This window comes from Paracoccus haematequi (genome assembly GCF_900631945.1).
GTDB classification, from domain to species: domain Bacteria; phylum Pseudomonadota; class Alphaproteobacteria; order Rhodobacterales; family Rhodobacteraceae; genus Paracoccus; species Paracoccus haematequi_A.
On record NZ_UZWE01000021.1, the window covers coordinates 143313 to 166937 of the forward strand.

At 61.5% G+C, this 23625-nt stretch carries 30 protein-coding genes and 2 pseudogenes; 23 read left to right on the forward strand and 9 right to left on the reverse strand.

All coding sequences use genetic code 11. The features are described 5' to 3' along the window. Positions 1–37: 37 nt before the first annotated feature. Genes PARHAE_RS03810 through PARHAE_RS03820 form a run of 4 tightly spaced genes read left to right on the forward strand, consistent with a single transcriptional unit; the run spans position 38 to position 3891 of the window. Positions 38–481 (forward strand): phage tail tube protein, encoded by a 444-nt coding sequence (locus tag PARHAE_RS03810; RefSeq protein WP_206436853.1) that lies wholly within the window; start codon positions 38–40, stop codon positions 479–481. Beyond that, entirely contained in the window at positions 481–870 is a 390-nt protein-coding gene (locus PARHAE_RS03815) for a gene transfer agent family protein (RefSeq protein ID WP_126153271.1), read from the forward strand. The genes PARHAE_RS03810 and PARHAE_RS03815 overlap by 1 nt, the downstream gene beginning before the upstream one ends. 38 nt (positions 871–908) lie before the next feature. After that, on the forward strand, positions 909–1043 hold the full coding sequence (locus PARHAE_RS21860; protein ID WP_277600639.1) for a hypothetical protein: 135 nt from the start codon (positions 909–911) through the stop codon (positions 1041–1043). Position 1044: 1 nt separating this feature from the next. Continuing rightward, a complete protein-coding gene (locus PARHAE_RS03820) occupies positions 1045–3891 on the forward strand; it encodes a coiled-coil domain-containing protein (RefSeq protein ID WP_126153272.1) in 2847 nt (948 codons plus the stop codon). Here PARHAE_RS03820 and PARHAE_RS03825 read toward each other — a convergent pair. Continuing rightward, the gene (locus PARHAE_RS03825; RefSeq protein WP_126153273.1) at positions 3888–4211 is read right to left on the reverse strand and encodes a hypothetical protein; all 324 of its coding nucleotides are present in this window, start codon (positions 4209–4211) and stop codon (positions 3888–3890) included. The two genes, PARHAE_RS03820 and PARHAE_RS03825, sit on opposite strands and share 4 nt — an antisense overlap. 82 nt (positions 4212–4293) lie before the next feature. Here PARHAE_RS03825 and PARHAE_RS03830 point away from each other — a divergent pair, with 82 nt between their 5' ends. From PARHAE_RS03830 to PARHAE_RS03870, 10 genes are all read left to right on the forward strand, one after another. Next, positions 4294–4962: a hypothetical protein gene (locus tag PARHAE_RS03830; protein WP_126153274.1), complete on the forward strand. Its 669-nt coding sequence runs from the start codon at positions 4294–4296 to the stop codon at positions 4960–4962. Continuing rightward, on the forward strand, positions 4959–5564 hold the full coding sequence (locus tag PARHAE_RS03835; protein ID WP_126153275.1) for a hypothetical protein: 606 nt from the start codon (positions 4959–4961) through the stop codon (positions 5562–5564). Before PARHAE_RS03830 ends, PARHAE_RS03835 begins: the two co-directional genes overlap by 4 nt. A gap of 105 nt (positions 5565–5669) precedes the next feature. Beyond that, entirely contained in the window at positions 5670–6215 is a 546-nt protein-coding gene (locus tag PARHAE_RS03840; protein ID WP_126153276.1) for an HNH endonuclease, read from the forward strand. Then, positions 6212–6388, forward strand: a complete 177-nt coding sequence (locus PARHAE_RS20980; protein WP_164555136.1) for a hypothetical protein — start codon at positions 6212–6214, stop codon at positions 6386–6388. Before PARHAE_RS03840 ends, PARHAE_RS20980 begins: the two co-directional genes overlap by 4 nt. After that, complete coding sequence (locus tag PARHAE_RS03845) at positions 6385–6774, forward strand: hypothetical protein (protein WP_126153277.1); 390 nt, start codon at positions 6385–6387, stop codon at positions 6772–6774. Before PARHAE_RS20980 ends, PARHAE_RS03845 begins: the two co-directional genes overlap by 4 nt. Next, a complete protein-coding gene (locus PARHAE_RS03850; RefSeq protein WP_126153278.1) occupies positions 6774–8810 on the forward strand; it encodes a phage tail protein in 2037 nt (678 codons plus the stop codon). The genes PARHAE_RS03845 and PARHAE_RS03850 overlap by 1 nt, the downstream gene beginning before the upstream one ends. A 61-nt stretch (positions 8811–8871) precedes the next feature. After that, positions 8872–10725: a hypothetical protein gene (locus PARHAE_RS03855; RefSeq protein WP_126153279.1), complete on the forward strand. Its 1854-nt coding sequence runs from the start codon at positions 8872–8874 to the stop codon at positions 10723–10725. A 71-nt stretch (positions 10726–10796) separates the two neighbouring features. After that, the gene (locus PARHAE_RS03860) at positions 10797–11252 is read left to right on the forward strand and encodes a hypothetical protein (protein WP_126153280.1); all 456 of its coding nucleotides are present in this window, start codon (positions 10797–10799) and stop codon (positions 11250–11252) included. 3 nt (positions 11253–11255) lie between these two features. Then, entirely contained in the window at positions 11256–13277 is a 2022-nt protein-coding gene (locus PARHAE_RS03865; protein ID WP_126153281.1) for a hypothetical protein, read from the forward strand. Continuing rightward, the gene (locus PARHAE_RS03870; RefSeq protein WP_126153282.1) at positions 13274–16048 is read left to right on the forward strand and encodes a hypothetical protein; all 2775 of its coding nucleotides are present in this window, start codon (positions 13274–13276) and stop codon (positions 16046–16048) included. The genes PARHAE_RS03865 and PARHAE_RS03870 overlap by 4 nt, the downstream gene beginning before the upstream one ends. On the opposite strand, the gene PARHAE_RS03875 is transcribed toward PARHAE_RS03870, so the two are convergent. Beyond that, positions 16036–16704, reverse strand: a complete 669-nt coding sequence (locus PARHAE_RS03875) for a hypothetical protein (RefSeq protein ID WP_164555137.1) — start codon at positions 16702–16704, stop codon at positions 16036–16038. The two genes, PARHAE_RS03870 and PARHAE_RS03875, sit on opposite strands and share 13 nt — an antisense overlap. Positions 16705–16860: 156 nt before the next feature. On the opposite strand from PARHAE_RS03875, the gene PARHAE_RS03880 reads away from it, so the two are divergent. From PARHAE_RS03880 to PARHAE_RS03900, 5 genes are read left to right on the forward strand one after another with little or no spacing between them, the layout of a single operon-like run. After that, the gene (locus tag PARHAE_RS03880) at positions 16861–17112 is read left to right on the forward strand and encodes a hypothetical protein (protein ID WP_126153284.1); all 252 of its coding nucleotides are present in this window, start codon (positions 16861–16863) and stop codon (positions 17110–17112) included. After that, complete coding sequence (locus tag PARHAE_RS03885) at positions 17109–17585, forward strand: hypothetical protein (protein ID WP_126153285.1); 477 nt, start codon at positions 17109–17111, stop codon at positions 17583–17585. The genes PARHAE_RS03880 and PARHAE_RS03885 overlap by 4 nt, the downstream gene beginning before the upstream one ends. Position 17586: 1 nt before the next feature. Next, positions 17587–17844, forward strand: a complete 258-nt coding sequence (locus PARHAE_RS03890) for a hypothetical protein (protein WP_126153286.1) — start codon at positions 17587–17589, stop codon at positions 17842–17844. Between the two features lie 21 nt (positions 17845–17865). Next, positions 17866–18438, forward strand: a complete 573-nt coding sequence (locus tag PARHAE_RS03895; protein ID WP_126153287.1) for a M15 family metallopeptidase — start codon at positions 17866–17868, stop codon at positions 18436–18438. A gap of 10 nt (positions 18439–18448) precedes the next feature. Then, complete coding sequence (locus PARHAE_RS03900) at positions 18449–18829, forward strand: hypothetical protein (protein WP_126153288.1); 381 nt, start codon at positions 18449–18451, stop codon at positions 18827–18829. 90 nt (positions 18830–18919) lie between these two features. Here the strand turns inward: PARHAE_RS03900 and PARHAE_RS03905 are convergent, their stop codons facing one another. The 5 genes from PARHAE_RS03905 to PARHAE_RS20985 form a co-directional block, all read right to left on the reverse strand. After that, positions 18920–19102, reverse strand: a complete 183-nt coding sequence (locus PARHAE_RS03905; protein ID WP_126153289.1) for a hypothetical protein — start codon at positions 19100–19102, stop codon at positions 18920–18922. Positions 19103–19437: 335 nt separating this feature from the next. Beyond that, on the reverse strand, positions 19438–19800 hold the full coding sequence (locus tag PARHAE_RS03910; RefSeq protein ID WP_126153290.1) for a DUF2493 domain-containing protein: 363 nt from the start codon (positions 19798–19800) through the stop codon (positions 19438–19440). Positions 19801–19855: 55 nt separating this feature from the next. Then, positions 19856–20269 carry a hypothetical protein gene (locus tag PARHAE_RS03915; RefSeq protein ID WP_126153291.1) on the reverse strand — a complete coding sequence of 138 codons (414 nt, stop codon included), beginning with the start codon at positions 20267–20269 and terminating at the stop codon, positions 19856–19858. A gap of 132 nt (positions 20270–20401) precedes the next feature. Beyond that, positions 20402–20959, reverse strand: a complete 558-nt coding sequence (locus PARHAE_RS03920; RefSeq protein ID WP_126153292.1) for a hypothetical protein — start codon at positions 20957–20959, stop codon at positions 20402–20404. Positions 20960–21042: 83 nt separating this feature from the next. Next, positions 21043–21201: a hypothetical protein gene (locus tag PARHAE_RS20985; RefSeq protein WP_164555138.1), complete on the reverse strand. Its 159-nt coding sequence runs from the start codon at positions 21199–21201 to the stop codon at positions 21043–21045. 28 nt (positions 21202–21229) lie between these two features. Here PARHAE_RS20985 and PARHAE_RS21965 point away from each other — a divergent pair. Continuing rightward, positions 21230–21364: pseudogene (locus PARHAE_RS21965) on the forward strand (DUF3363 domain-containing protein); the annotation flags it as partial. Positions 21365–21520: 156 nt separating this feature from the next. After that, positions 21521–22165 carry a phage major capsid protein gene (locus PARHAE_RS03925; RefSeq protein ID WP_241232659.1) on the forward strand — a complete coding sequence of 215 codons (645 nt, stop codon included), beginning with the start codon at positions 21521–21523 and terminating at the stop codon, positions 22163–22165. Here the strand turns inward: PARHAE_RS03925 and PARHAE_RS22065 are convergent. Then, complete coding sequence (locus PARHAE_RS22065; protein ID WP_420899382.1) at positions 22093–22467, reverse strand: hypothetical protein; 375 nt, start codon at positions 22465–22467, stop codon at positions 22093–22095. The genes PARHAE_RS03925 and PARHAE_RS22065 overlap by 73 nt on opposite strands. A 28-nt stretch (positions 22468–22495) precedes the next feature. Here PARHAE_RS22065 and PARHAE_RS22070 point away from each other — a divergent pair. Both PARHAE_RS22070 and PARHAE_RS21865 read left to right on the forward strand, forming a co-directional pair. After that, positions 22496–22681: pseudogene (locus tag PARHAE_RS22070) on the forward strand (phage tail assembly chaperone); the annotation flags it as partial. Positions 22682–22714: 33 nt separating this feature from the next. After that, positions 22715–22846 carry a hypothetical protein gene (locus tag PARHAE_RS21865; protein ID WP_277600640.1) on the forward strand — a complete coding sequence of 44 codons (132 nt, stop codon included), beginning with the start codon at positions 22715–22717 and terminating at the stop codon, positions 22844–22846. 250 nt (positions 22847–23096) lie between these two features. On the opposite strand, the gene PARHAE_RS03935 is transcribed toward PARHAE_RS21865, so the two are convergent. Continuing rightward, positions 23097–23625 (reverse strand): pyridoxine/pyridoxamine 5'-phosphate oxidase (locus tag PARHAE_RS03935; protein ID WP_126153294.1); only part of this gene is annotated, 529 nt, incomplete at its 5' end.

Here is a 23625-nt window from a genome sequence, read left to right on the forward strand (position 1 = left end):
GTCATCCGCCCGTGGGCGGCTTTTCATGGAGGCTACATTGGCCGCACCTATCACTGAACGCTTTGAGGAACTTGTCCTTGAAGTCAGCGAGGACGGATCGACCTGGACGCGCATCTGCGGCCTGATCGGAGTCACCGTCACCCGAACCGCGCAGTTCGACACCACCGAGGTTCCGGCGGATTGCGATGATGAAAGCCTGCCGCTGCAGACCGAGCGGGCCATTCGCGCCACGGAAGTTTCCATTTCCGGGGATGGCGTCTGGGCCGCACAGTCGCACGGCACCCTGATCGACTGGTTCTATACCGGCGCCACGAAGCAGGTTCGGGTCGGCAACCTGAACGCTGCCAGCGGCGATACAGAGTATGAAACCGGCCCCGCCTTTCTGTCCACGTTGAACAACACGCGGACCAAGGGCCAGAAGGTCACGGCATCGGTGGCGATCCAGTTCGACGGCACGCCCGAACGGATGATGAAAGCCTGATGAAAGCGATCAGCACAGTTTGGCCGGGCGGAGAGCATTCTTTCCGCCTGGGTCTTGCTGAACTTGAGGCTGTTCAGCAAAAAACCGACTATGGCCCTGAATGGCTGTTGCACCGGATCAACACGGGGCAATGGAAAACCGATGATCTGTTTGAGGTCTTGCGCTTTGGGCTGATTGGCGGGGGCATGGATGCCGCCCAAGCCAAGTCGCTGGTTCATACTGCCTTCGAACGGCACCCCGCCATCGGCTTCAAGGTTCCTGCACAAGCTGTCCTGGCGGCTTTCCTTTATGGTCCCCCGGATGATCCGGTGGGGGAGGATTTGCCGGTGGGTCCGACACCGGAAAGCGAAAAAACGGGCGATGGAAGTTCAGCAGCTACTACGGATTAGGGGCTGCTATGGGGTTTGACCCGGATCAAGTTGGCCGGATGACCCCCTGGCAGTTCATGGCCTGCCTTGACGGCTATGCGCGCGCAAATGGCTGGAAATCGAATGGCTCCAGCGGTGCAGCGGATGATTTGACCGACGCGGATTTGCGCGCAATGGGAATTGCAGGTTTCTGACATGGCCGAAGAACCCGATCTCGTCCTAACCGCTGGCTTTTCCGACGCCAAGCTCGTCGCCGAAGCGAACAAGGTCGTTGAACTCTATCGAAAGAAGGGCAACGAAGCGCAAAAGGCGTTTCAGGACGCGCAGGGCAAGGTCACGGACACGCAGGCAATGCGTGCCCACATGAAGCAACTGGACACCCTGTCGCGGGCCTATGACCCTGTGTATCGCGCGACGAAGCAATACGAAAAGACCGTGAAAGACTTGGATCGCGCTCTTTCGGTGGGTGCGATCAGCCAAAAGCAGCACACAGATCAGGTCGTTCGTGCTGCCCGGCAGTTCAATCAGGCATCAGAAGAAACCCAAGCCAGCATCATGCGCACGGGTGGCGGCTTGCAGAACCTTGGCTTTCAGGTCGGAGACTTCGCCACGCAAGTTGGGGCGGGCACATCAGCCGCGCAGGCTTTGGGCCAGCAGCTTCCCCAGCTTCTCGGCGGGTTCGGGACGCTAGGGGCTTTGATGGGCGCAGGCGCCGCCATTGCCATCCCCTTGGGGGCTGCGCTTCTCAAGGTGGCGATGGACACCGAGACGCTGGACGATAAGCTGAAGAGCCTAGAAAAGACGACTGACGCCTATCTTGATGCGGTGGATGCGGCTTCTGCGCCTCTGGATGAACTGCGCACCAAATACGGCGATCTGGCCGATGAAGTGGCCCGCGCCAATGAGGCGACAGTTCAGCTTACGGCTGCCACGGCCCGCCGCGATCTTCTAGGGTCTGCCAGCCGCTTGGGGGAAGCCTTCGGGGGGGTGTCGCCCGTCGAGCGGATCTTTGGGCAGTCGGACACGGAATATGATGCCGTTCTGCGGGGGCAGGCGGAAAGGCTGGCGAAGGCGCTTGGCGGCGCGACCGCAGCGCAGATTGACGAAGTAATGATGGCGCTGCGGCGCTTGCAGACCAGCAATAGCTTGGAGGCTGTGGCGAAGGACGCCGAAAACTTCCGCACCATTCTTGTGTCGGTCGCCGGAAGTGCAGACGAGGCCGCGCGGCGCTTTCCTGAGCAACTGGCGGCTGCGGATACTTTGGTTCGGGCGGCAGTGGATCAGATCGGTGCCGCCAGCCGACGCCAGCGTGAAGCACAGCAGGAACTGCTGGACGAATACGACAACACGACGCAGCAACTCAAGAAGCTATCCACACAGCGCGAGACGGCCGAAAAGATGCTGGCCGACGCCGTTGAGGAAGGCGCCCAGGATCGGATTGACGCATCGCGCCGGGTGATTGAGCAGATCGACCTTGAGATTGCCAAGACGCAGCAGTTGGCCCGCGAAAGCGACATGGCTTTCCAAGGGATGCTCAGGGCATACAGCGAATATGCTGGCAGCCGCCGCGCGGGCAATGAGTGGGCCAATTCGGCAGCGGGCTTTGAAGCGCAGTATGTGGCGGCGCGTGCGGCTGGCGCCGGTAGCCAAGAGGAAGAACTTGTCCGTGCGGTGACTGCCCTGTCTGAGCAGATGGGGATTGCCGCCAAAGACCTTCTGGCCGTCATGTCCTTCGAGACGGGCGGTCGGCTTCGCCCGGATGTCATGGGTCCAACGACCAAAAACGGCCAGCACTTCGGGCTGATCCAGTTCGGGGACAAGGGGGCAGGTCCGCGTTACGGGGTAACGCCCAATTCGTCCATCACGGAACAAGTCGTCGCGGCGGGACGGTATCTTCAAGACGCGGGCGTGAAGGCGGGTGATAGCCTTGCCAACATTTACGCGGCTGTCCTGTCTGGTGATGCCCGCAAGATCAACGCTTCCGATTTGGCCGCTGGGGGCGTGGTCGGGAACGTCAGCCAAGCCACATCCGGGGAACAGTTCGCCCCGCACCTTGCGCGGGCGGAAGGCTTGCTTGCTGCCTACGGAAGTGTGGCCCGGCAAACGAAAGAGGATGCGCAGGAAGCCGAGAAGGCTCTGAAGGATCAGATCCGTGAACGGGAACGCCTTGCCAAGCAGGCAAAGGAATACGGCGATCAGCTTGCCCGCAATCTGCTGACCGATCAGGAAACTGCCAAGCTGAACGCGCAGCAGGCGGAACAGATTGCGGCTATCAAGGCCGAACAGATGGGGCCAGAAGCGGAAAGTCGGGCCATCGCTGCCGTCACGGCAGAGGTCGAAAAGCAGCGGGCCATCCTGATGCTGCTGGCTGACGCGAAGAAGCGCAATGTGGACCTGGACGCCATGCTGTCGGACGGGTCCATGACCTATCGGCAGGCTATCGAGGCGCTAGGGGAAGCCAAGCGGGCGGAAATCATCGCCACGAATGAACGGGCTATTGCAGAGGGCCGAGTTGCTGAGGCGCAGCAGCTTATGGCTGATGCACAGGAACGGACTAAGCAGGGGCTGCTGGATAGCATCGTTGCTGGGCAGAGTTTCACCGAAGTTCTGGCCGGGGTGGCGCAGATGTTCGATAAGGTCGCCTTGGAAGCCGCGCTGTTTAACACCGGGCCGTGGGCTTCTGGCGGGCAGGGCGGCGGCATCCTGGGCGGGTTGTTTAACGGCGTGTTCAAGTTTCTTGGCGGCGGCTTCGCATCCGGGGGATATACCGGATCAGGGGGGCGCTATGACCCTGCGGGCATCGTCCACAAGGGCGAATACGTCATGTCAGCCCCTGCGGTTCAGCGCATCGGCGTTCCGACGCTAGAAGCGATCCACAGGGGCGGCACGATAGGCGGCGGCAGCCGGTCTGTCGCCCTGACCATCGACCTTCGCGGCACCACGGGCGACAAGGAACTTGACGCCAAGATCGCCCGTGCTGGTCAGCGCATTCTGCAACAGGTGCCGTCCGTCATGGACGATCACCAAACCCGGCGGCGTTAACAGGTATAGGTGACTTCCATCTGCCCCTTGATCAGAGGCTGGACGCCGGTAGCGGTGCAGCCACGGGGGGCAAGCCACGCCTGAGCGGCAGACTGGAACGGCGCGGGATTGTCCCATGCGCCCCAGTTATTGACCTGCCGAACGGAGGCCACAGTCGGGGCCACCATCACGCGGCCTTCTTGGGGGCGGTCGTAAAACTTCCAGTCCACGTCGCCATGAACAAGAGTGACGGGCCGGATGGAGCCATAGTCAGCAATGACGCCCCCTGCGCCACAGGCTGCAAGCGAAAGCACGAGAGCGGAAGCAAAGAGGCGGCGCATTAGCGGTCCTTTGGTTTGAGACAACACGGATATGTGAGCGGTCGGATCCGCTGTCCATATCCCGCGCGAAAAATGGTGATGAATGCAAGCCACCTTTCCCTATCTGGCGCTCTGGCAGGACGTGACCTTTCACCTATCCGGTCAGTCTCTGGATCCGGCGGAAAGCATCAGCGGGGCGGAGACCATCGTTCCGACCTTGCGCGGGCGGTGGATGGCAGCCGCCAGCTTCGTCCTGCGGGGTGAGGCTGCCACGCTGCAATGGCAGGCGTTCCTGGCGCAGATGCAGGGCCGGATCGGAACAACGCTTGTTCCGGCGCGGTCGCGGTATCGCCCCAAGGACCGCGACGGCAAGCCGCTGCCGTTCTGCGACATTGCCAGCATCAAGGGCGCGCAGACCTGGGAGCATTTTGGCTTTGAGAATACGGACATTCCCCGGATCACGCTGGCATCATCTGCCGCGCTGCGGGCGACTGAGTTGAGCCTGACGTTGAACGACAGCACCGGACTACGGCCCGGCCAGTTTTTCAGCTTGGGCGACCGTCTGCACCGGGTGCAGCACCATTGGCAGCCCGGCAGCGGCCATCGGGTGATGATCGAGCCGCCGCTTCGTGCTGCGGCGTCTGCGGGTGCCGTGCTGGAGATTGCCAAGCCGGTCTGCCGGATGCGGATGACCAGCGAAACCGAAGGGCTGTTTGATCAGTCGCTGAACCGCCTGCCGAGCGTGACGGTCAACTTCATGGAGGCTCTATGACCGCCCGAGACGACCTGATTGCAATCCCTGACGACCTGCTGCGGTCAGGGCGGATCACGCAGGCGGTCCTGGTGCATATGGATTTCAAGGACACCCCGCGCCGCTGGTGGACCGGCTTTGGTGATCTGGAGGTTGCAGGCCATACATGGCAGGGCTTGGGCGACATGATCAGCATCAGCCCCATATCCTCGGCCTATCAGGTCAGCGCAGAACAGGTGACGTTCGAACTGGCAGCAACGCCCGAGATGCTGGCCCTTGCGCTGGCAGCCAAGACGCGGGTGCGGGACCGGGCCGTGACCATCTACCTGCAACTGATGGCGACTGACGGCGTGACTGTGGCGGGCAATGACATCGTGTCGGGCCAGCCGGTCGGGTCGCCCATGGCGCTTTATTCGGGCACGATGCAAAGGCTCCCGTGGGGTGCCGATGGTCCCAACAAGAGAACCGTTCGGTTGGAATGCGAAGGGTTATTTTTCCGCAGAAACCAACCACCACGCGGCAGGTGGACTGATGCAGACCAGAAGTCTCGTTACCCCGGCGATAGAGGGTTCGAGAGATTGCCGTTGTATGCTGGCGGATATGAGACAGCCTGGCGCGGATGAAGGTGATTCACACCGTTGAATCAATAGGCTATAATCAAACGGCCCGGCAGGTGCGCTAACACCACGTCCGGGCCTGACCCTAACGGATCGGATAAGGATCGCGTCATGGCTAACAAGCCTTTACCCTCTCCCGAGGTTTTTCGTCAATTGATGTCATATGACCCTGCAACGGGAAAGCTGTTCTGGAAAGAGCGGCCAGCGGCATGGTTCAAATATCCGGCGCAGGCTGAAAAGTGGAATAGGCACTACGCCAACAAGGAAGCGTTCACCCCCATCAATAGCCGGGGATATCACACGGGAACCGTTAAGGGGAAAATGCTACTGGCACATCGCATCGCGTGGGCAATCACGCATGGCCGATGGCCGGATCACTTTTTAGACCACATCAACGGCATCCGTTCGGACAATAGACTTTGCAATCTTCGGGAGGCGACGCACGCTGAGAATAGCCGGAACAGTGATGTTCCGATGGGCGAGAGCGGCGTTCGTGGTGTCCGGCAAGACAAGCGGTGGCGTAAGCGTTGGCAAGCCCGGATCACCGTGGACGGCGTGGCTAAGTCGCTCGGATACTACGACACAATGGAAGAGGCGATTGCTGCCCGACAGGCTGCCGTGACCAAGTATCACGGCGAGTTTGCCAGAACACAGTGAAGGTGGACCTGACGATGAACGAAGAACAAATCCGGGCAATTGTCCGCGACGAGCTTTCCAAGCAGGAAGTAAAGATCACTCTGAGAGACAGCGAGTCCGTGTCGCCCGAAATGATGGCGCATATGAGACGCGCCGCAATGGAAGTAGTGAAGCAGAACGAACGCCGTCGGTGAGGCTAGCAACCGCTGCTGACGTTCTGCGGATCGTCGGCTGGATCGAAGAACTGCGGGACGCCGTGAACGGCCCCATCCCGGTTGACCGGGCGCATACCGCAAACACGGTCGCGCGGCTGATCGCCAGCCCTGACGGCTTCGTGGCGGTTACGGGTGGCGGCTTCATCGCGGGATGCCTGACGCCAACGCTGATCAACCCTGGCCTGATCGCACAGGAAATAGGCTGGTTCAGTAAGGACAAGACTGGCTTGCAACTGCTGCGGGCCTTCGAGGAATGGGCGACCGAACGCGGCGCCATGCTGATCCAGCTATCGACGGGCGCCGACGGGCTTGACCTGTCGAGGCTGGGCTATCGGCTGACTGAGCGGGCGTGGGTGAAGCAGTAATGGCGATCTTCAGTATCATCAGCGCCTATGCCACGGCGGTCCTTGGGCCGGGGGCACTGTCCCTGTTCGGCCTGTCCCCTGCGGTCACGGCGGCTGTCGTCAGTGTCGGTCGGTCTGTCCTGTGGTCGATGGCAGGGGCTGCGCTGACAAAGCCCAACCTGCCTCGCCAGCAGGTGATGGCGACGATCACGCAGACGGACACGCCCCGCGTGCGGGCATACGGGCGCAACCTCCTGGCAGGGCAAAGGGCATTCTTCGAGGCGGCAGACGGGCAGCTTTATCAGATCATCGTCATGCACCACGGGCGGGTTGATGGTCTGATCCGGTTTTGGTGGGACGGTGAACCTGTCGTGACCCTTGCGAACGGCGATGTTGATCCGAAGTACAAGCGGAACTATTTCCGGGACGGCAACGGGAACGGCGGCGATTACAGCGGCATCCCGACGCCGAACCTGCAAACGCTGTTCCAGACGCTTTGGACGGCAGACCATCGGCTTGAAGGGCAGGCCACATTCCTGACGGTCTTTGGTGATCCTCCTGACGAGGACTTCGGCAAGAAGTTTCCCAAGGGGGCTTACACGCAAGTTCAGGCTGAAATCCGGGCCAGCCGGGTGGCGAACATGGCGGGGGCGATGATCTACAGCGAAAATTCGGCGCTGTGCATCCGTGACCTGATGACGCATGTGGACGGCTGGAACATCGCTCTTGACCGGCTAGACACATCGTCCTGGCAGGCTTTCGTCAATCGTTGCGGCCAAGCCGTTCCGCTGGCGGGCGGCGGCACGGAGATGCGCTATCGGCTGTGCGGCTTCTATACACTGGACGACCAACTCAAGGACGTAACGGCGCGGATGCTGGCGACCTGCGACGGGCAGATTTACGAGACGGCGGAAGGCAAGATCGGCATTCTCGGCGGGGCATGGTCCGAGCCTGACGTGACGATCACGGCAGACGACATCCTTTCTATCGAGATGCAGGACGGTTTTGACCCGTTCACCGATTACAACGTGCTCAAGAGCCAGTTCGTCAGCCCGGATCACGGCTATCAGCCGACATCGGTTGCCGAGTGGCGGGACGAGGATGCTCTTGTGACCCAACCGGAGCGGGCCGAGCAGTTCGACGTGGACATGTGCCCGAGCCACACGCAGTTGCAGCGGCTGCGCAAGATCAAAGTCGCCAAGGACCGTCGCGACATGGTGGGCACGATCCGCACCAATCTGGTTGGCCTGAAGGCCCGCTTTCCAAAGGGCGACGGCATCCACACCATCCGCGTGCAGGCAGAAGAATTTGGCATCGACGGCGTGTTTGAAGTCACCAGCCACCTGTTCAGCATCCCGGACGGATATTGCGAGATCGGCATTGCAAGCATCCAGAACCCTTACGGCTGGTCGGTGACGGAAGAACTGCCGCTGCCGCCGACGATTGATGAGCTAGGCAAGCCCCCCCGACAGGTTCCGCCGCCTACCGGGGCCAGCCTGACGCAGATCCCGGTCCTGCTGTCTGGCGACACCTATGGCGGCAAGCTGCGCCTGACTGTGGCTCCCGTGACGCGGGGCGACCTGACATTGCAGGCCCAGGTGGGGCCGGGGAACGTCTCGGCCAATGCCTCGGTCGCATGGGCGACCATGGCCGGGGATCGGTTCAGCGCCGAAACGGGCATTCTGCCCAACGAGGAAGTCTATACCGTCCGCTACCGCTGGCGCGGGCAGGGCGATTGGATAAAGGCTGGATCCGTGACCATCGTAGCAAACCCTAATGTGCCCGCAGCCCCGACCGGCTTTGCCCGCGTCGGATCGTCGGGGGCACAACTGACTTGGACGAACCCGGCGACGAACTTCTTCAAATCGCGGCTGTTCAGGAACAGCACCAACAGCTTCGCCGGGGCCTCCTTCGTTGCTGACATCTCGGGCCTTGCCGGGCAGTCGTCCAGCTATACCGATAGCCCAGGCACCGGCCCCTGGCATTATTGGGTGGTCGCGATGAACGGGTCTGCTGTCGTGTCGCCACCTGCTGGCCCTGTCTCCATTACTCTCTGACACCCTGAACATTCCTGAACTCCGCCCGCTTTTAGCGGGCTTTTTGCTGCCGAGGTCAAACATGCCGACAACTGCACAAATCCTGCTGCGTGACTTTGTGCGCTACACCGGGGATGGCAAGCCGAATGAGCCTGTGGGCAAGCCCGCCCCGGTCGGGGATCCGTCAAGCGGCGTCCACAACCCGTCCAAGCGTGACTTTCGGGAGGCTATCGGCAGCGTAACGGATGCGGCGGACAGGGCAGACCGTCAGGTGTCTAAGGGCATGGAAGTATTGGCGGCGGATGGCTTGGCTGATGACACGGCGCTGTTTTCGGCGGCAATGACGGCTGATGGCGTTCTCTCCGTCCGGCCTCCCGCTGGGGCGATTTCCCTGAACCCATCAGGGACGACCTTCCCGAATGGGGGGGTTCTGTCTGGTGCTGGGGCGGGGAAAACTTCACTCGTCCGCCGCGCGCTCGGCAACTTCCTGCGCGGCACCGATCTAGTAGGGGGACGGATCGAGCGACTGACCATTGACGCCAATCGCCAGTCTCTCGGCGATGCGTCCGGTCATGCCATGACCTTCAATGGCACGTCTGGCATGACGCTGGCCGATCTGGAGGTCCGCAACTTCGGCACAACGGTTTCCGGTTCTGGCGGCGGCACGGGCGTCCTGTTCACCTCGTCGGCGGCGAACGCAAAGCCGCGCTACAACCGCCTGATGAACAGCACGATCATTGCGGACCCGACTGCCGGGACCACCATCGGCTGGATTATGGACGACACCGACTTCGGCCTCGTCAACAACGTGCTGGTCCGAAATACGACAAGCGGGCTGGGGTGGGCGCATGAACTGAAGACGCGTGCGCATTTCAACCTAGCCTATGGCTTGCAGGCAGAAGGTGCCAATGTCGCATTTGGCTTGGGCGGCGAACAGTCCGAGGCCGATGGCGGCAACTTCAACGTCTGGGGCCTGATAACAGGTCGGAACATCCGCACGGGATATTTCCAGTCAAAAGGGCGGGGCAATCTGGCAACCGGATGGGTCATCGACGGCAACATTCCGGATACCGAGGGGAGAAATGAGGTTGTTTCTCTGGGGCTGAGTTATCTGGCTGGGACCAATTCCACGGCACAGGAAAACGCGGTGATTGACGCGATGGGCTTCGGCACCCGGCCGCGCTTTGCCGGGGTCGGCGGGTCGCGGAACTTCCTGCGCATCCTGGCTCACACAGTCGGGCAGGTTGTCGGCTTTGTCTCCGGGGCCATCGGCAACGTGGTCGAGGTGCTGCATCCCGGTCAGCGGGCCAGCGTGGCCGGGGCTATCACCGACGACAGCGGGCAAGAACTGGATGGGCCAAATGCAAACGTGGTTCATAGCCCGGCAACCGGCGAACGCATCGGTTCGATCAGCGGGTATTTCCACGACCAGCTAAGCCGCGCGGGGGTGACTTGGAACGCGGAACATCGCTGGCGCAAGGAGCGGGCGAAGATCGCAGTGCAGGCGTTCGGCACGGACGGCACCGCCGACAACCTGACCGGGATTGCAGTATCAACCCCCGGCCAAGCTGATCGCGCAAGTATCTGGCACCGGATTGGTGCAACAATTGCCGCCGACCGTTGGGAATGGCGGGGCTTCGGTCAGGGCGAGGTGATGACCCTTGATAGCGCCGCGCTTTACCCCACCCGCAATGCGGACGATGCGCAGGATCGGGGCAAGTCGCTGGGCAAGTCCACTAATCGCTGGAAGGCGCTCTACACCGTCCTTGTCGATTACGGGGATGGCGTTGTTGACACAGCAGGCCCCGGATCACCGGAAGGTGTCGTGCCTGCCGCTCCTGGCTCCACCTATCGGCGCAAGGGCGGAGGCGCCGCAACAGGCTTCTACGTCAAGGAAACAGGCGGCACCGGCAACACCGGCTGGGTCGCAAAATAACCACACCCCCACAACCCGACCTGCAATCACCCGCCTCTGCGCGGGATTTTTCATGCACCAAGGAGGCGACTATGCCCAATACCGCGACAGTGAGCGGAAAGTTTGTCGATACCGATGGCAACGCCGTCGCGGGCGGCAAGATCGTTGCAACTCTTGTCGGCACAGATGCCTGGGAGGACGGCGCCCGCATCGTCACCAGCACCGAAAGCGCCACGACCGGCGCGGACGGCAACTGGTCGCTTGACCTGGCCGTAAACGGCGAGGGCCGCAACGCCTCAACCACTTGGACATTCACCGGCTATGGCCCGGATGTGAACAAGGTCTTTGAGGTCAAGGGCGTCTTCATCCCCGTCGCCGTCGCGGCTCTGCTGAATGACCTTGAGGTGACAAGCGCCGGGAACATCAAGGCGGCGAAAGACAACAGCCTCGTGCGTGTCATCACTGCGCTGAACTATGCTGAGTATCTGGCTCTCCCTGCCGGTCAGCGCCGCGACAATGATCTTGTCGTCATCGTGCCGGGGGTTTGATCAATGGCATTCATCGGCACCTTCAGCCGGGCGCTGCTGGAAAGCGCGACGGCGGTCTATTTCGGCGGGGCATCTGTCAGCATCTTGGATGCTCAGGGCAACGTCATCCTTGGCGACGACCTGCCCGAGGCCCCGACAGTCACCAGCACGATTGCGGATCGCACCTATGTCGTAGGGGATGCGGCAGTCACGGTTGACCTGCGCACCAAGTTCGATGGGGCGACAAGCTATGCCGTCAGCCCGGCCAATTCGGCTGTGACCATCGACGGCTATACGCTGACGATCAGCCCGGCTGCGACAATGACATCCACCACCTTCACGGTGCGCGGCATCAATGGCGGTGGATCGTCTGATCCTCTGACATTCAAGCTGACGATTACTGCCCCGGTTCCGGAGCTGCTCCAGCCGTTGCCGGATCAGTCGCTGCTGATCGGCGGCGGGACGGTGACGCTGCCGCTGGCCGAGTATTTTTCCGGCGCGGCGGGCTATGCCGTCTCGCCTGCGAACAGCGGCGTCACCATCAGCAACGGCAACCTTGTCATCAGCCGAACCACGGCGCGCGACGTGATCATCACCGTCACGGCGACCAATGCGACGGGCCAGGACACATCCGACAGCTTCGCGCTGCTGGTTGCGGCCCCGGCCAATCAAGCGCCGGTTGCCTCTGCGATCCCGCAGCAGAACCCGACCGCCAACACCGCATTCACGGTGGACCTGTCGTCCTACTTTGTGGACCCGGAAGGGGCATCGCTGTCCTTCGACTATACCGGAACGCTACCGACCGGCATAACCCGGAATGGCGCCGTGTTCAGCGGGACGGCAACCGTTTCTGGCCAGACGGCCAGCGGCGTCCTGCGGGCGCGCGATCCCGGCAACCTTGAGGCAGAGGCTCCGGTGACATGGGCGGTCGCCGCCCAACCCACCCTACAAGCCACCATTACCCCCGACCCTCTGGTGGCGGGCCAGCAGGCCAGCATCACTTTCAACGCCGCCATCGACGGCCCTCCGACCATCGCCCAGGGCCAGACGGCTATCACGGCCACGCGGGTCGGCACCACCAACGAGTGGGCCTTTACCCCAGTTTCATCTGGTGCCCTGATCATCGCGGCGACGGCAGCAGGATATGCGTCCAGTCCGTGGACCTTCGACGTGCAGCCCGCGCTGCCCGCCTTGGGCACCCTGTCCGACAACACCGCGCGCATCGAGAACGTCACCCCGACCACGGCCCCGTTCGACCTCGAAATCGTCACCCCCGCCCGATACGCCGGTCAGCGCACCGTCACCCCATCCGAATTCTCGGGCGGTCCTGTCGCCCATGTCCCGCCCACCTTCACCGGCACCGCAGACGTGGGCCAGGCCCTGACCGGCGATCTGGGCCTGTGGCTGACGCTGGCTAACGACATGAACCTGGAGCCAGTCTGGGTGCGCCGCCTGACCGCCAATTCGGGCGATGAATTTGTGCCCATCTCGGGGGCGACCGGCACTACCTATACCGTCGCCAGCAGCGATCAGGGCTATACGATCCGCTTCGGCGGCCAAGCCGAGGACGCCAATGGCGACCGGCTGGTGCTGTCCGAAGCGCAGGCGGTGATCCCGGCTGCGGTCGGGTGGTATGCGCCGACCTGGAAGCGCAATGGAGAGACTGCATCGCGCGGCACGATCACCGGGCCGGATGCCAATGGCGACCTGACCATTGGATCGGACGGCGTCGCGGGCGGCAATACACAGGGCAACCCACGCGTCTATTTCGACGTGGTGCCGGGCGACACCTATGAGCTGGAAACTCACATCGAGTGGGGCGATGCGACCCGCGTGATCGGTCGCTTGTCAGACATGACCAGCTACAATACCGCGATACACGTCAGTGTTTTCGACGTGACCAAGCCCGAGGGTGCCACGACCCTTTCTCGCACCGACACCTTCACCCCCGCCGGGACTCATGTGGCGATGTATTATATCTTCACCATGGGCGTCAGCGGCACGGCCAAGATCCTTTCCAACACCCGCGCGAGGCAAATAGCATGACCATCAAGATCAAAGCCCTGTCTATGGTGGGCGAGGAATTCTCCGCGCGGCTGATCATCGGCGGGGTGCCGGGGCCGCTGCTGACGATCGAGCAGTATGGGGATGCGCCGGAGGTGGTCGAGATGCAGGCTTTTGGCGGACGCGTGAACGTTCTGGATGCCGCCATCGCCTCGGTCACGCAGGGCAGCGCAGTGGCGCGGTCGGACGGCAAGACGACGCTGGACCTGCGTGACTTGACAACTTCGGCCTCGATCCCTGCCATCCTATCCAATGGGCAGCAATCGCTCATCGCCGCCACCGCTCCTGCGCTTCCTCGGGGGCATCCCTCGGGCGAGCATTATGTGCTGCCGAAGGACGGTAATAATCGCTATGTCTGTGCCCCTGGCCAGCGGCACCGGAAGATTTACTTTTCCGAAGCCCCCGCAGCCCTGACCCGCGCGCAGATCGCGGCCGATGCGGGCGTCACGGAGGCGACCGTCACCGGCGCCTGGCTGCTGACCCGACCGCAATACGGCGGCACCGAGGCGACCAAAGTCCACACGGCGGTCGCCAACCTGATCCGCGCCCATGTTACAGCAAACGGGATGCCCAGCCGTTCCGATCACTGGATCATGGAGCGTGGTCACGACTATCTCGGTTTCGCCCTGACCACGCTCATGGGCGAAGATGAACTCCATCCTGTGCTGGTCACGTCCTTCGGCACCGGCGCGAAGCCAAAGGTCCGCATGACCTCATCGTTCCTGTCTGCGCCCTATGTGGTGTTGCAGGACGTGGATACGGACGAGGAAAAGGTCAGCATCCGCTATGGGTATTGCACCGCGTTCGATCATGTGGACGTGGGTAAGGAAATCGTCATGGCGGACAATGTGGCGATCACGGTCCATGAGTGCGATTTCCTGAAGGCATTCTGGCTGACGGTCAATACTATCGCAACAACCGGGACCGGAATTCAGGTATGGAACCCTCAAGGCGCCAATTACATCAGCGGAATGTATGCCAGCGAGAGCGAAGGTATCTTGGTAGACAGTTGCCTGTTGGACCACGCAGGATGGGCCGATGGGCATTCTTTCGACCTGCTTATTTCATCGCCACAACCGCCTACGAAATTTTCCCACAACATCTATTTCGCCGCGAACGTCTATGACGTGACAATTCGGTATTGCCTCAACACCCGCGCGTCGTCCTGTGGCACGCAGTTGCGCGCAGGGGCGCATCTGGAAGGCAATATCTTCGCCGAGAACGGGATCCTCTCGAATTGCCAGAGCCAGGAGGCAAAGCAGCAATACGTCAACTGCCTCGATAACATTGGGTTTGGCGGCGGATACAAGTTTGTCAAGTCCTATCCGGACCCAGGTCTCGGGGGAACCGAGGGCGAACAGGCAGGCGGCTTCCACTGGACCTCTGCGCAGACTGGCGCATTGGGCAACATCTTGGCACACAACGCTAACCCGGATGATCCCGCCGAGATTGCGGCCCGGACATATATCGAACAAGCGCAGGTCAAGGTCGGCCTCGCGCCGATCGCCAATGATACCATCGTCTATCGGCGCAACATCCCCAATGTGAATATCGAAGGTCTGGATACCTCTGTGCTGGACGCCACAACGCTGCAAAAGATGGGCGGGATGCTGATGGGACAGCCGTCTGCGACCGTGCAGGAACTGGTCGATTACATGGCCGCGCAGGACAACAAGGGGCCGAAGGTCGCACAGGGTCGGCGCTGGGTTCAGAGCCGCTTCGGTCGCATCGCCGGTGCGGCGCGCTCGACGCCCGCCGACCTGGTGTTCCGGCCCGAAGTTGCCTTCGAGGGGTTCCGCTGGGACAACCGCTACAACTGGTCCACGAAAGACCTGCCCGGCACCCATGTTGCGGACACGGCGGACCTGGACGGCCATTTCTTGCGGTACGGGACGCTGACAGCCGAAATCGCCGCTCTGCATAGCAAGGGTGGAACACTGGACGTGACTTCGGGCAGGCTCAATATTGGCGCACTGACCGATGCTGCGGATATGCTTGTGCGAATGTCGGGCCAAGTCTGGATTGGCGATGCCGAGCATCCGCTATCCGTCGAGGCGACCGGCGGCGCTCTGGCGCTGACTGGTGAGATGTCCAATCTGGACCTCTATGCAGGTGGGCAGTCCCTGGTCCTGTTGGGGCCTGACTGCACGGCAGAAAGCATCATCATCAGCGGTCAACGCGCTCGGGTCGGTTGGGATGGCTCCGGCACCGCCGCCCTTACTATCGGGCGGCTGGAATTCCGTCGGGGAGTTCGGATTACTGCCGGTGGCCTGAACGACGCCTATCAGGCCCGTATCAACTCTCTAACCTACAAGCACATCGGCAAGACAGTTACGGGGTCGGTCAGCGGCTTTACTGCTCGGGTCGCCGGGGTAGAGCGGAATGATGATCGTGGAGGTAAAATCAGCATCTGGCTTTCCGACGTGGAGGGCATCCCCCAAGTCGGCGAGACCTTTGCTGTATCACCCCGGCGCAATACGGACGGCACCGATACGCCGGTTCTTGTCCAGATCAATTCTGTGGGCGCATTTGGCATCTCGCCGCTGCAACGGTTCCGGTCTGGTCTGATCGGGACCGGCCTTGCCGAGCCGACAGTCAGCCCCACGGCCAACATCAACGAGATCGTTCTGCCGTCCGGTCTGACGCCCGGTCAGCCCTATGACCTGACCGGAGCCGGTGTTGTGCTGGGTGATCTGGGCGATTTGCCCCCTGGGGTCGTCGCGACCGGCGGAAAGCTGGTCTATACCCCTTGAGACTTGCGGCGCTTTCGCAGGACAGCGAGAGCGCCAAGACCTAACGGCAGAAGGGCGGAAGTCGCAGGCAGCGGGACAGGAGAAATTCTGTCTACGGAAAGCACCGTAAAATATGAGTATTCGATTTCATGTGAATAAACGTGACTGCCGTCATTTGTATACATAATGCCATCATTGCCACCGTATATCATGTGGTAAAAAACTTCAATTGACTGGCCAACCTGTAGCGGTCCCTCAACGATCCAATCATCATCCCAAGCCAGGAAAATGGATTCATTTCCGCCGTAGGTTCGGTTAGTGTCTGTGCAATCCCAAGGCCCAAGTTGACAGACCGGCGTTCGGCCTCCATTTCCGTAATAATAATCATCAATTGGAACTAGAGGCACAATCACGGTCACAATGAAGTCAAAGACAGTACCAATTTCCGGGAATCCGAAAAGATAGCTTTGAAGACCAAGGGAAGTGTCGCCAGCTTCGACATCGCCTTGAAAGATCGCATCCCCCTCTTTCGCGTCATAATAGCTAACGTCAGAGAAATGCGTCCCGTCATATCTGACGGTCATTTCAAGACTTGTGGTTCTATACGTCGCCGCCTCTGCCGCCGACCCCACCCCGACCACGACGGCAGCCGCCGCGCACAATGCCCTGATACCCATAATCCACCCCTGAAAATCGAATCACCCGGCCCCATGCGCGGCTGACGGGATGATCCGCATCACGGCGGCGTGAGTCTCGGCGAATATGCGCGCGGTTAATCAATCGCGGCGCGAAACGTGATCCAGAACAGCACGATACTACAGATCGGAGAATGCATGGCAGAGCCGACAATAGCCGATCTGGCGCGGACATTGGACAAGCTAGTCACGAAAATGGAGCGGCACGACGACGCCTGCCCATTCACCCCGGAAGAAATCGAGCAGATCAAACGCGGCGCGCAGCTTGTGGAGTGGTTCGACACGGCGGGCTGGATCGGAAAGCGCCTGCTGGCTCTGACCGGGGGCATCGTCCTGCTGATCAGCCAGTGGGAGCGGATCAAGGAATTTCTCATCGGAGGCGGGCAATGATGTTCTCGACGTGCAAGACCCCCACGCTGCGGGCGCTGTTCTGGTGGCTGTTCCTGCCGCTGGCAATTGTGCTTTACACCGCCGCCTGGCTGACCCCGGCGCGGGTCTGGTATGAGCCGGGCAGCATCCATATCGCGGATGCCTATGAGGGCGAGGATCCGGTCGTCTCCATCAACCGGACAATCCGCCGCAGCTTCGACGGGCGCTACACCGTGAGCCTGTGGCGCGACCCGCCAGACGGTCATGTCGCCTGCGCCGGTTCTGACACGCTTCGCTATCGGGGCGGGCTGTATGAGCCGCACGAAGCGCCACTGACGCAATGGGCCGACGACGAATGGTGCGCCCGGCTACCGACCGGGAAATACTACGCCGAAGTCTGCTGGACCGTGCTGCGGCCCTTCTTCGGCATCGTGCCGGACAAGACCGTCTGCGCCACCACGAACATCTTCTCCGTTCGGCCGCGCGAGGGATGACATGCTGCATTGGCACGTCAGTAGCTGCCTGGGCTTTGTGCTGACCGGGCGGTTTAGGCCGGTGTGCAGCATCGTCTGGGGCTTGCCAGATTGCCGCCCGCGCACCGCCTTTGCCCGACGCATGAACGCGACCTTCTGCGAAGATCGGCACTGTGGCCGCATCCATGACACCTACATCCTCTGCGCCATGCTGCGGGGGCCGATCCAGTATGACCCCGCCCCGATCACCGGCAGGCGCCATCCTGATCCTGGCTACTGACCCAACCTCATAGGCATCATCATGCAACACAACTCGAATATCGAGGTGCTTCAACGTGCCTTGGGGATAGCGGCTGACGGCTTGCGCGGCCCCAAGACCAATGCGGCCATCCTGGCGGCGGCGGACGCGGGCAGGCTGTCCGTCGAAGCCCCTGCGCCTGTGGTGGCGTTGCCGTTCCCCGAGGCTTCGGAGGCCAAGCTAAAGGGCGTCCATGGCGATCTGGCTGGCATCGTGCGCGAGGCATACAGCCGCAGCCCCGTCCCGTTCGCGGTCATCGAAGGTCTGCGAACCAAAGAGCGTCAGGCGCAGCTAGTGAAGGCGGGCGCGTCAAAGACGATGAACAGCTATCACCTGACCGGCCATGCCGTGGACCTGTGGCCCGTCGATCCCAACACCGGAAAGAACCTGCCCTCCGACGCCGCATTCAAGCGCGGTTCGGCAGAAGCCCGCGCCGCCGACAAGGCGCTGTGGGATGGACTGCGCAAGATCGCCGCGACCATGCAGGCCGTGGCGGCAGAACGGGGCGTGTCCCTGACCTGGGGCGGCGGCTGGACGAATTTTCCAGATGCACCGCACTTCCAAATCAAACGCTAGGAGCAATGACATGAACGGCTTTCTCACCGCAGCGCAGCCCTATGCGCTCGAAATCCTCGGCCTCGCGCTGACCCCTGCCATCCTGTGGGCATCCGTGCAGATCGCCCGCCGCACCGGCCTGGACATCGAACAGCGTCACCGTGACGCTCTGCATACCGCCCTGATGACCGGCGCGCGCCTCGCCCTGGCAAAGCAACTGACCGCCGCCGCCGCGATTGAACTGGTCCTCGGCTATGTGCGCCAGTCGGTCCCGGATGCCGTGGGCAAACTGAACCCGCCGCAGTCGGTGCTGGAAAACCTCGCCAAGTCCAAGATAGAGGCGGTGAAGGCGGATCCTGCGTTTCAGGCGGGCCACGCCATCGGGGAAGCCATCAAGCAGGCCATCCGTTGAACCCGCTGCTGATCCTCTGGGCGTATCAGGCGGCTTGGGTGCGGGCCTGTGCTGCGTGGGGGATAGGGCCGGGATGGATGCGACGACACGTCAGGCCCGACCCTCGTCCACCAGCGTCATCAGGGCGCGCTGCGCTGTTTCGGTCGCGCACGGCGCCCCTTTGAGCCAGCGGCCCAGGGTCGGTTCCGTGGAATGCAGGGCGGCGGCTGCTGCTTTCCAGGATCCGCGCCGCTCGATCCAGTCCCGCGACTCGGCGCCTATGCAGCACGTCACCTTCGAATGCCATTGCGGCCTTTCGCCACCGCTTCTATCAGCCGTTCCAGCGCGTCAGTCATGCGTGTCTCCTGTGGTGGGGGCGGGCGGGAACTTGGCTGCGCATAATGCTCGAACATCCTCAGCTTCCGAGTTATCGCCATAGTCGCAATCTCCGCATTTCGCACAGACATGGACAGGCACGGAGCATCCACAATCGGGGCCGCAGCCTGCGTTCGCGCCGCCATATGACTGCCAGTCGTGCCCATATTCCCGACACGGCCCTTGGGCGATTTCCCGACGCAGTCGGAACACTTCTGCTTCAGCCCGTTCGAGGTCAGACAGTAGGTGTTGCATCAGCATCCCTCCATCGGTTTGACCGGACGATACACCGGCAGCCCTGCCTCCTTCGCCCGCTTTATCATGTCGTCAGTCCCGCGCCCGCCAGGGAAGGCAATCAGCGCGTTCGGCTGGTGTTCATCAATCATCTGCTGGTTTCGGATCGGCCCAGCCGCCTTGCCGTGCTTCTTCCAATCAGCAGGGACGTTGTGGACAATCACGAACCGAGAAGCCGCCCATTCATAGGCCAGCCGGTCTGCACCCTTCGCCCCGCCTTGGATCAGGCAAGTGATGCCGTGCTGGGCATGGAAGCGGTCAAGGGCAGCAACGGCGGCATCCTTGTCGGCATAGTCCCGCCCGCCGCATACGATCACGCGCATGGACCCTCCATCGGTTTGACAAATCCCACGCAACCCATTGACCCACCGGGGGCGGTCATGCGGCTGCTTCCTGAGCATCGCCACAAAGGGCGTGAAGTTCTGCGTCGGTCAGGCTGCCCCAATGCTCGACCTCAGCCAAGATCAGGATGGGATCGCCATCGTCACCGGCTTCGCCCCAATAGTCAGATCCTGAGTTGTGCAGGACCAAGCCGCACGGGAAGTGCTCGACCCAATCGCGGCGGCGCAGCTTGCCGAACCAGCGGCTTAGGCCAAAGCGCGGGGGATAGAGGCTGCACATGTCCAAGGTCGGGCTGTCGCCCTTTCCCACTTCCCAGAATTCGCTGGCCTTGTAGCCGTGCCGCTCAATCAGCAAGTCACGCGCGCGGCGGGTGCGACGGATCCAGTCGCCCTTGCCCTTGATGGGCTGTTCGGTCAGGCGGCGGATGGATGCGGGGATCGGATTGGGCATCACACAGCCTCCTGCGGTTTGACAACTTCCGTCCAGGCCATTGACCCACCGGGGGCGGTTTGACGATCTGCCGGGGGCCATGCCGTTGATCGCGCGGGGGTGGCGACGGATTGAAAATCCGCTGCTCTGGGGTCACGCATTGCTTGCATCCAGAGGCTTGCCGAAGAACTCGTAACTCCAGCAAGGCAAAAACTCGGCGCGCTGTAGCTCGAGCTTGTTGTAGTCAAGCTGGATGCGTCGGCAGCCCTGCATCTTGCCTTTCTGCATGACAAAAAACCACTGCTCATAACGGTTTGGCTCTCCAACAGGCGCAAGCCGTTGGCGGTTGTGAATGGCGTTCTCATCCCTGATTGCCGTCCGTTCCGCCAATTCTGCCATTCGGCGGTTCTGGAACATTTCAAGCGTTACTCGAGCGGCTTTGTAGCGCCACGGCAGAACCCAGCGAGTGCTGTCACGGCCAAAGAAGTCCTTGGTGATGCCGACATACAGCAAGTGTCCTTGGGCATCGAAGTAGCGGTAGAGATAGGTTCGCTCTCGCCACATCGGATGATCCTGTAGCTCAAGCCGGATCAGGTGCGACTGGAAGGTGCTCCAGAAGCCTTGATCGTCAGAGCCTGCACGCTCGAGGACCAGCGATGATTTCCGCTTTCGGCGTGATACTTTCCGATCTTTAAGCTGTTGATCTGCCACGGGGCGTTTCTCCTGTGCGATACAGTCTAAGCCGTTGACAGAATTATTATATGCTACTCCCCTACGGGCTGCCACTTATCTACCTATTTCCGCGTGTTTTCGGCATCTTGGCTGCTTTTATTGCCCTGCAATTTGGTGAGCGAGGGCAACTTACTCATGCCACCATCTGCGAGGCGGGCGCGTCCTGCGGTCTTCGTATAGGTCGCGGCCTCGTGCGGTGTCTTGTGGGCAAGGAACGCCATGATCTCGTATTCTGAGGCGCCGTGTTCAGCCACCCTGCGCGCGCGCGAGGTTGCCCGTGTCGGCGCAGAGATGGCCGAGGGCAAGGGGCTGCCGTTCCGCGCCGCCACGGATGGCGAGAATGTCAGCGGCAAGTTCGCCGTGGTGGAAAAGAGCCACGAGTTCAACGAGTTCGATCAGATGTCGCGTTCGCTTGCGGCGCTCGACTTGCCAAGTGCGCATATCATGCCGCGCCCGTTGTGCCTGATGCCGGTTGTGTGCTGCCCGGTGGCGTTTGAGCGCCGCCAGTGTCACGATCAGGCGCTGATGCAGTTCGGCGAGATGGAGCCGCACGACGAGTCCACGATCACCTTCGGCCAGAAGGAAATCGAGGTTCACGAACTGGCAACCTATGTCGATATCTCGAACCGCCTGCTGCAAGATGCGCCGCAGGCCGAGACCGAAGTGCGCGCGGCGCTAGCCGAGGACTTCGCCCAGAAGGAAGCACACGCGTTTCTATGGGGCGATGGCATCAAAAAGCCCGGGGGGCTGATGGTGAACTCCGCGATCCCGGAAGTCGCCAACGGCCACGCCACCACACTTTCGACGGATGCCCTCATCAAGCTGATGTATTCGCTGCCCGCGCCCTACCGGAACAAAGGCGCATGGGCGATGAACGGGATCACGCTGGGCATCCTGCGCACCCTCAAGGATACGCAGGGGCAATACGTCTGGCAGCCGTCGCTGCAAGCTGGTCAGCCTGAAACCATCCTTGGCCGCCCGGTGATCGAAATGGTGGACCTCGGGGATATCGCGGCGAACGAACAGCCGATTGTCTACGGCGACTTCCAAGCCTACCGGATCGTGGACCGGTTGAGCATGTCGGTGCTGGTCGATCCCTACACTCAAGCCCGTCAGCGCATCACCATCACAACAGCTCCAAGCAGCGTCTGGAACGGCGCCAATTCCGAAAAGGATAACACATGACTATCTACGCGACGAATGGCGCCAAGCTGTATATTGGCCCGGTGCTGGCCCAGAAGTCGGTTGACTTTGTCCGTGCCGACTTCCCGGCAGCCAATGCGACGACCTGGAAGGAAATCGGGGAGACGGAGAGCCTCGGCACAGTTGGTGACACTTCGGCAGAGATCAGCTTCGACAGCATCAGCGCGGCTCGAACCCGGCGCCTGAAAGGCACCCGGAACGCTGGCACGATGGAGGTGATCTGCGGCATCGACTATGCAGACCCCGGCCAGATCGACGTTCTGGCCGCTGAAAAGACCATCCATGACTACGCCTTCCGTTTGGTGCTAGACGATGCGCCCGCCGGTGCCAACGCCAAGCCCTCGGAACGCCTGTTCATCGCCAAGGTTGCCTTTGCCTGCGGCGGGAACGCTCCTGCTGCAAGCCTTCAATGCCCTGTCGCGCCAGCGCAGCTACGGCCCCAACGGTCCCAACCCGATCAGTTGGGAGGCGCTGGCCGCTTGGTCGAGCATGATGCGCCAGCCTCTGGTCCCCCACCACGCGGACATCATCATGGCGCTGGATCAGGTCTGGCTGGAACATAGCTATCGCCGCGAAGCGCAGGCCCCCGAGGGGGTGAAGGTCTTGCCGCCGGTCTCGGAACATCCCATCAGCGCAGCACTTCTGGATGCGACACTCGGATAGCCAACTTGGGAAGGATGGGTGGCAGGAGGGGTGGCGAGGTTGTTATAGATTTTTTATCCAATTAAATCAAATACTTAACAGATAAAATGGCGGGCCATGCGAGATACCGATGGGCACGATACCTACTCCATAGCCCTCTATACCACTTCCAAATAGGAACGTCGTCGCCCAACCGGCAGTGTAAAGATTCGGATCGAAAGACCCAGCCGCCTTCTACGCCATCTCCTTAGCTCGAAACCTTCCGATGATGCTAGGGCCAGAGGCGTTCTTTCGTCCAACTGCTGCTATCCACTGAAGGACTAAATTGAAGTCGCTTGTGGTTGCGGTCGCTTGCTCCCTGCCAGAACTCCACAATATGCGGGGCGACGGCGTACACTTGCCAGCCGGGGGCAACGTAGTCGAGGTTCTCGGCAATAAACTCTTCGGCTTTGATCAGTTTCCGATTTAGCTCCCCGGCATCAGAAAGGACCTCGCTCTGACGGGAAGCAAGCGCGCTGGCCCGGGATGCTTTCGGGCGGTCGAGGTAGTCGGCAGCGTATTCTGCTGCCGGAAGCAAATTGGCAACACCACGTATGCGGATTTGACGTGCAAGCGCTGGCCAGTAGAAGGTTAAAGCAACATGCGGATCGTTCATGATCTGCCGCGCCTTGGGGCTTTCAGCCTTAATGGCGAAGTGCCAGGAGAGTGTCCGATCTTCTGTGTATGAGTGGTCCGGTCCATGCTTCACCGAAAGGAAGCATGCATGACGATCTCCAAGGAACTTCTGGATGAACTGCTGA

Coding starts and splice junctions, on each gene's coding strand:
- PARHAE_RS03815 (WP_126153271.1), top strand. CDS start 481: ATGAAAGCGATCAGCACAGTTTGGCCGGGCGGAGAGCATTCTTTCCGC.
- PARHAE_RS21860 (WP_277600639.1), top strand. CDS start 909: ATGACCCCCTGGCAGTTCATGGCCTGCCTTGACGGCTATGCGCGCGCA.
- PARHAE_RS03820 (WP_126153272.1), top strand. CDS start 1,045: ATGGCCGAAGAACCCGATCTCGTCCTAACCGCTGGCTTTTCCGACGCC.
- PARHAE_RS03825 (WP_126153273.1), bottom strand. CDS start 4,211: ATGCGCCGCCTCTTTGCTTCCGCTCTCGTGCTTTCGCTTGCAGCCTGT.
- PARHAE_RS03830 (WP_126153274.1), top strand. CDS start 4,294: ATGCAAGCCACCTTTCCCTATCTGGCGCTCTGGCAGGACGTGACCTTT.
- PARHAE_RS03835 (WP_126153275.1), top strand. CDS start 4,959: ATGACCGCCCGAGACGACCTGATTGCAATCCCTGACGACCTGCTGCGG.
- PARHAE_RS03840 (WP_126153276.1), top strand. CDS start 5,670: ATGGCTAACAAGCCTTTACCCTCTCCCGAGGTTTTTCGTCAATTGATG.
- PARHAE_RS03850 (WP_126153278.1), top strand. CDS start 6,774: ATGGCGATCTTCAGTATCATCAGCGCCTATGCCACGGCGGTCCTTGGG.
- PARHAE_RS03855 (WP_126153279.1), top strand. CDS start 8,872: ATGCCGACAACTGCACAAATCCTGCTGCGTGACTTTGTGCGCTACACC.
- PARHAE_RS03860 (WP_126153280.1), top strand. CDS start 10,797: ATGCCCAATACCGCGACAGTGAGCGGAAAGTTTGTCGATACCGATGGC.
- PARHAE_RS03865 (WP_126153281.1), top strand. CDS start 11,256: ATGGCATTCATCGGCACCTTCAGCCGGGCGCTGCTGGAAAGCGCGACG.
- PARHAE_RS03870 (WP_126153282.1), top strand. CDS start 13,274: ATGACCATCAAGATCAAAGCCCTGTCTATGGTGGGCGAGGAATTCTCC.
- PARHAE_RS03875 (WP_164555137.1), bottom strand. CDS start 16,704: ATGGGTATCAGGGCATTGTGCGCGGCGGCTGCCGTCGTGGTCGGGGTG.
- PARHAE_RS03880 (WP_126153284.1), top strand. CDS start 16,861: ATGGCAGAGCCGACAATAGCCGATCTGGCGCGGACATTGGACAAGCTA.
- PARHAE_RS03885 (WP_126153285.1), top strand. CDS start 17,109: ATGATGTTCTCGACGTGCAAGACCCCCACGCTGCGGGCGCTGTTCTGG.
- PARHAE_RS03890 (WP_126153286.1), top strand. CDS start 17,587: ATGCTGCATTGGCACGTCAGTAGCTGCCTGGGCTTTGTGCTGACCGGG.
- PARHAE_RS03895 (WP_126153287.1), top strand. CDS start 17,866: ATGCAACACAACTCGAATATCGAGGTGCTTCAACGTGCCTTGGGGATA.
- PARHAE_RS03900 (WP_126153288.1), top strand. CDS start 18,449: ATGAACGGCTTTCTCACCGCAGCGCAGCCCTATGCGCTCGAAATCCTC.
- PARHAE_RS03910 (WP_126153290.1), bottom strand. CDS start 19,800: ATGCGCGTGATCGTATGCGGCGGGCGGGACTATGCCGACAAGGATGCC.
- PARHAE_RS03915 (WP_126153291.1), bottom strand. CDS start 20,269: ATGCCCAATCCGATCCCCGCATCCATCCGCCGCCTGACCGAACAGCCC.
- PARHAE_RS20985 (WP_164555138.1), bottom strand. CDS start 21,201: ATGGCGTTCCTTGCCCACAAGACACCGCACGAGGCCGCGACCTATACG.
- PARHAE_RS03925 (WP_241232659.1), top strand. CDS start 21,521: ATGGAGCCGCACGACGAGTCCACGATCACCTTCGGCCAGAAGGAAATC.
- PARHAE_RS22065 (WP_420899382.1), bottom strand. CDS start 22,467: ATGGATGGTCTTTTCAGCGGCCAGAACGTCGATCTGGCCGGGGTCTGC.
- PARHAE_RS21865 (WP_277600640.1), top strand. CDS start 22,715: ATGGCGCTGGATCAGGTCTGGCTGGAACATAGCTATCGCCGCGAAGCG.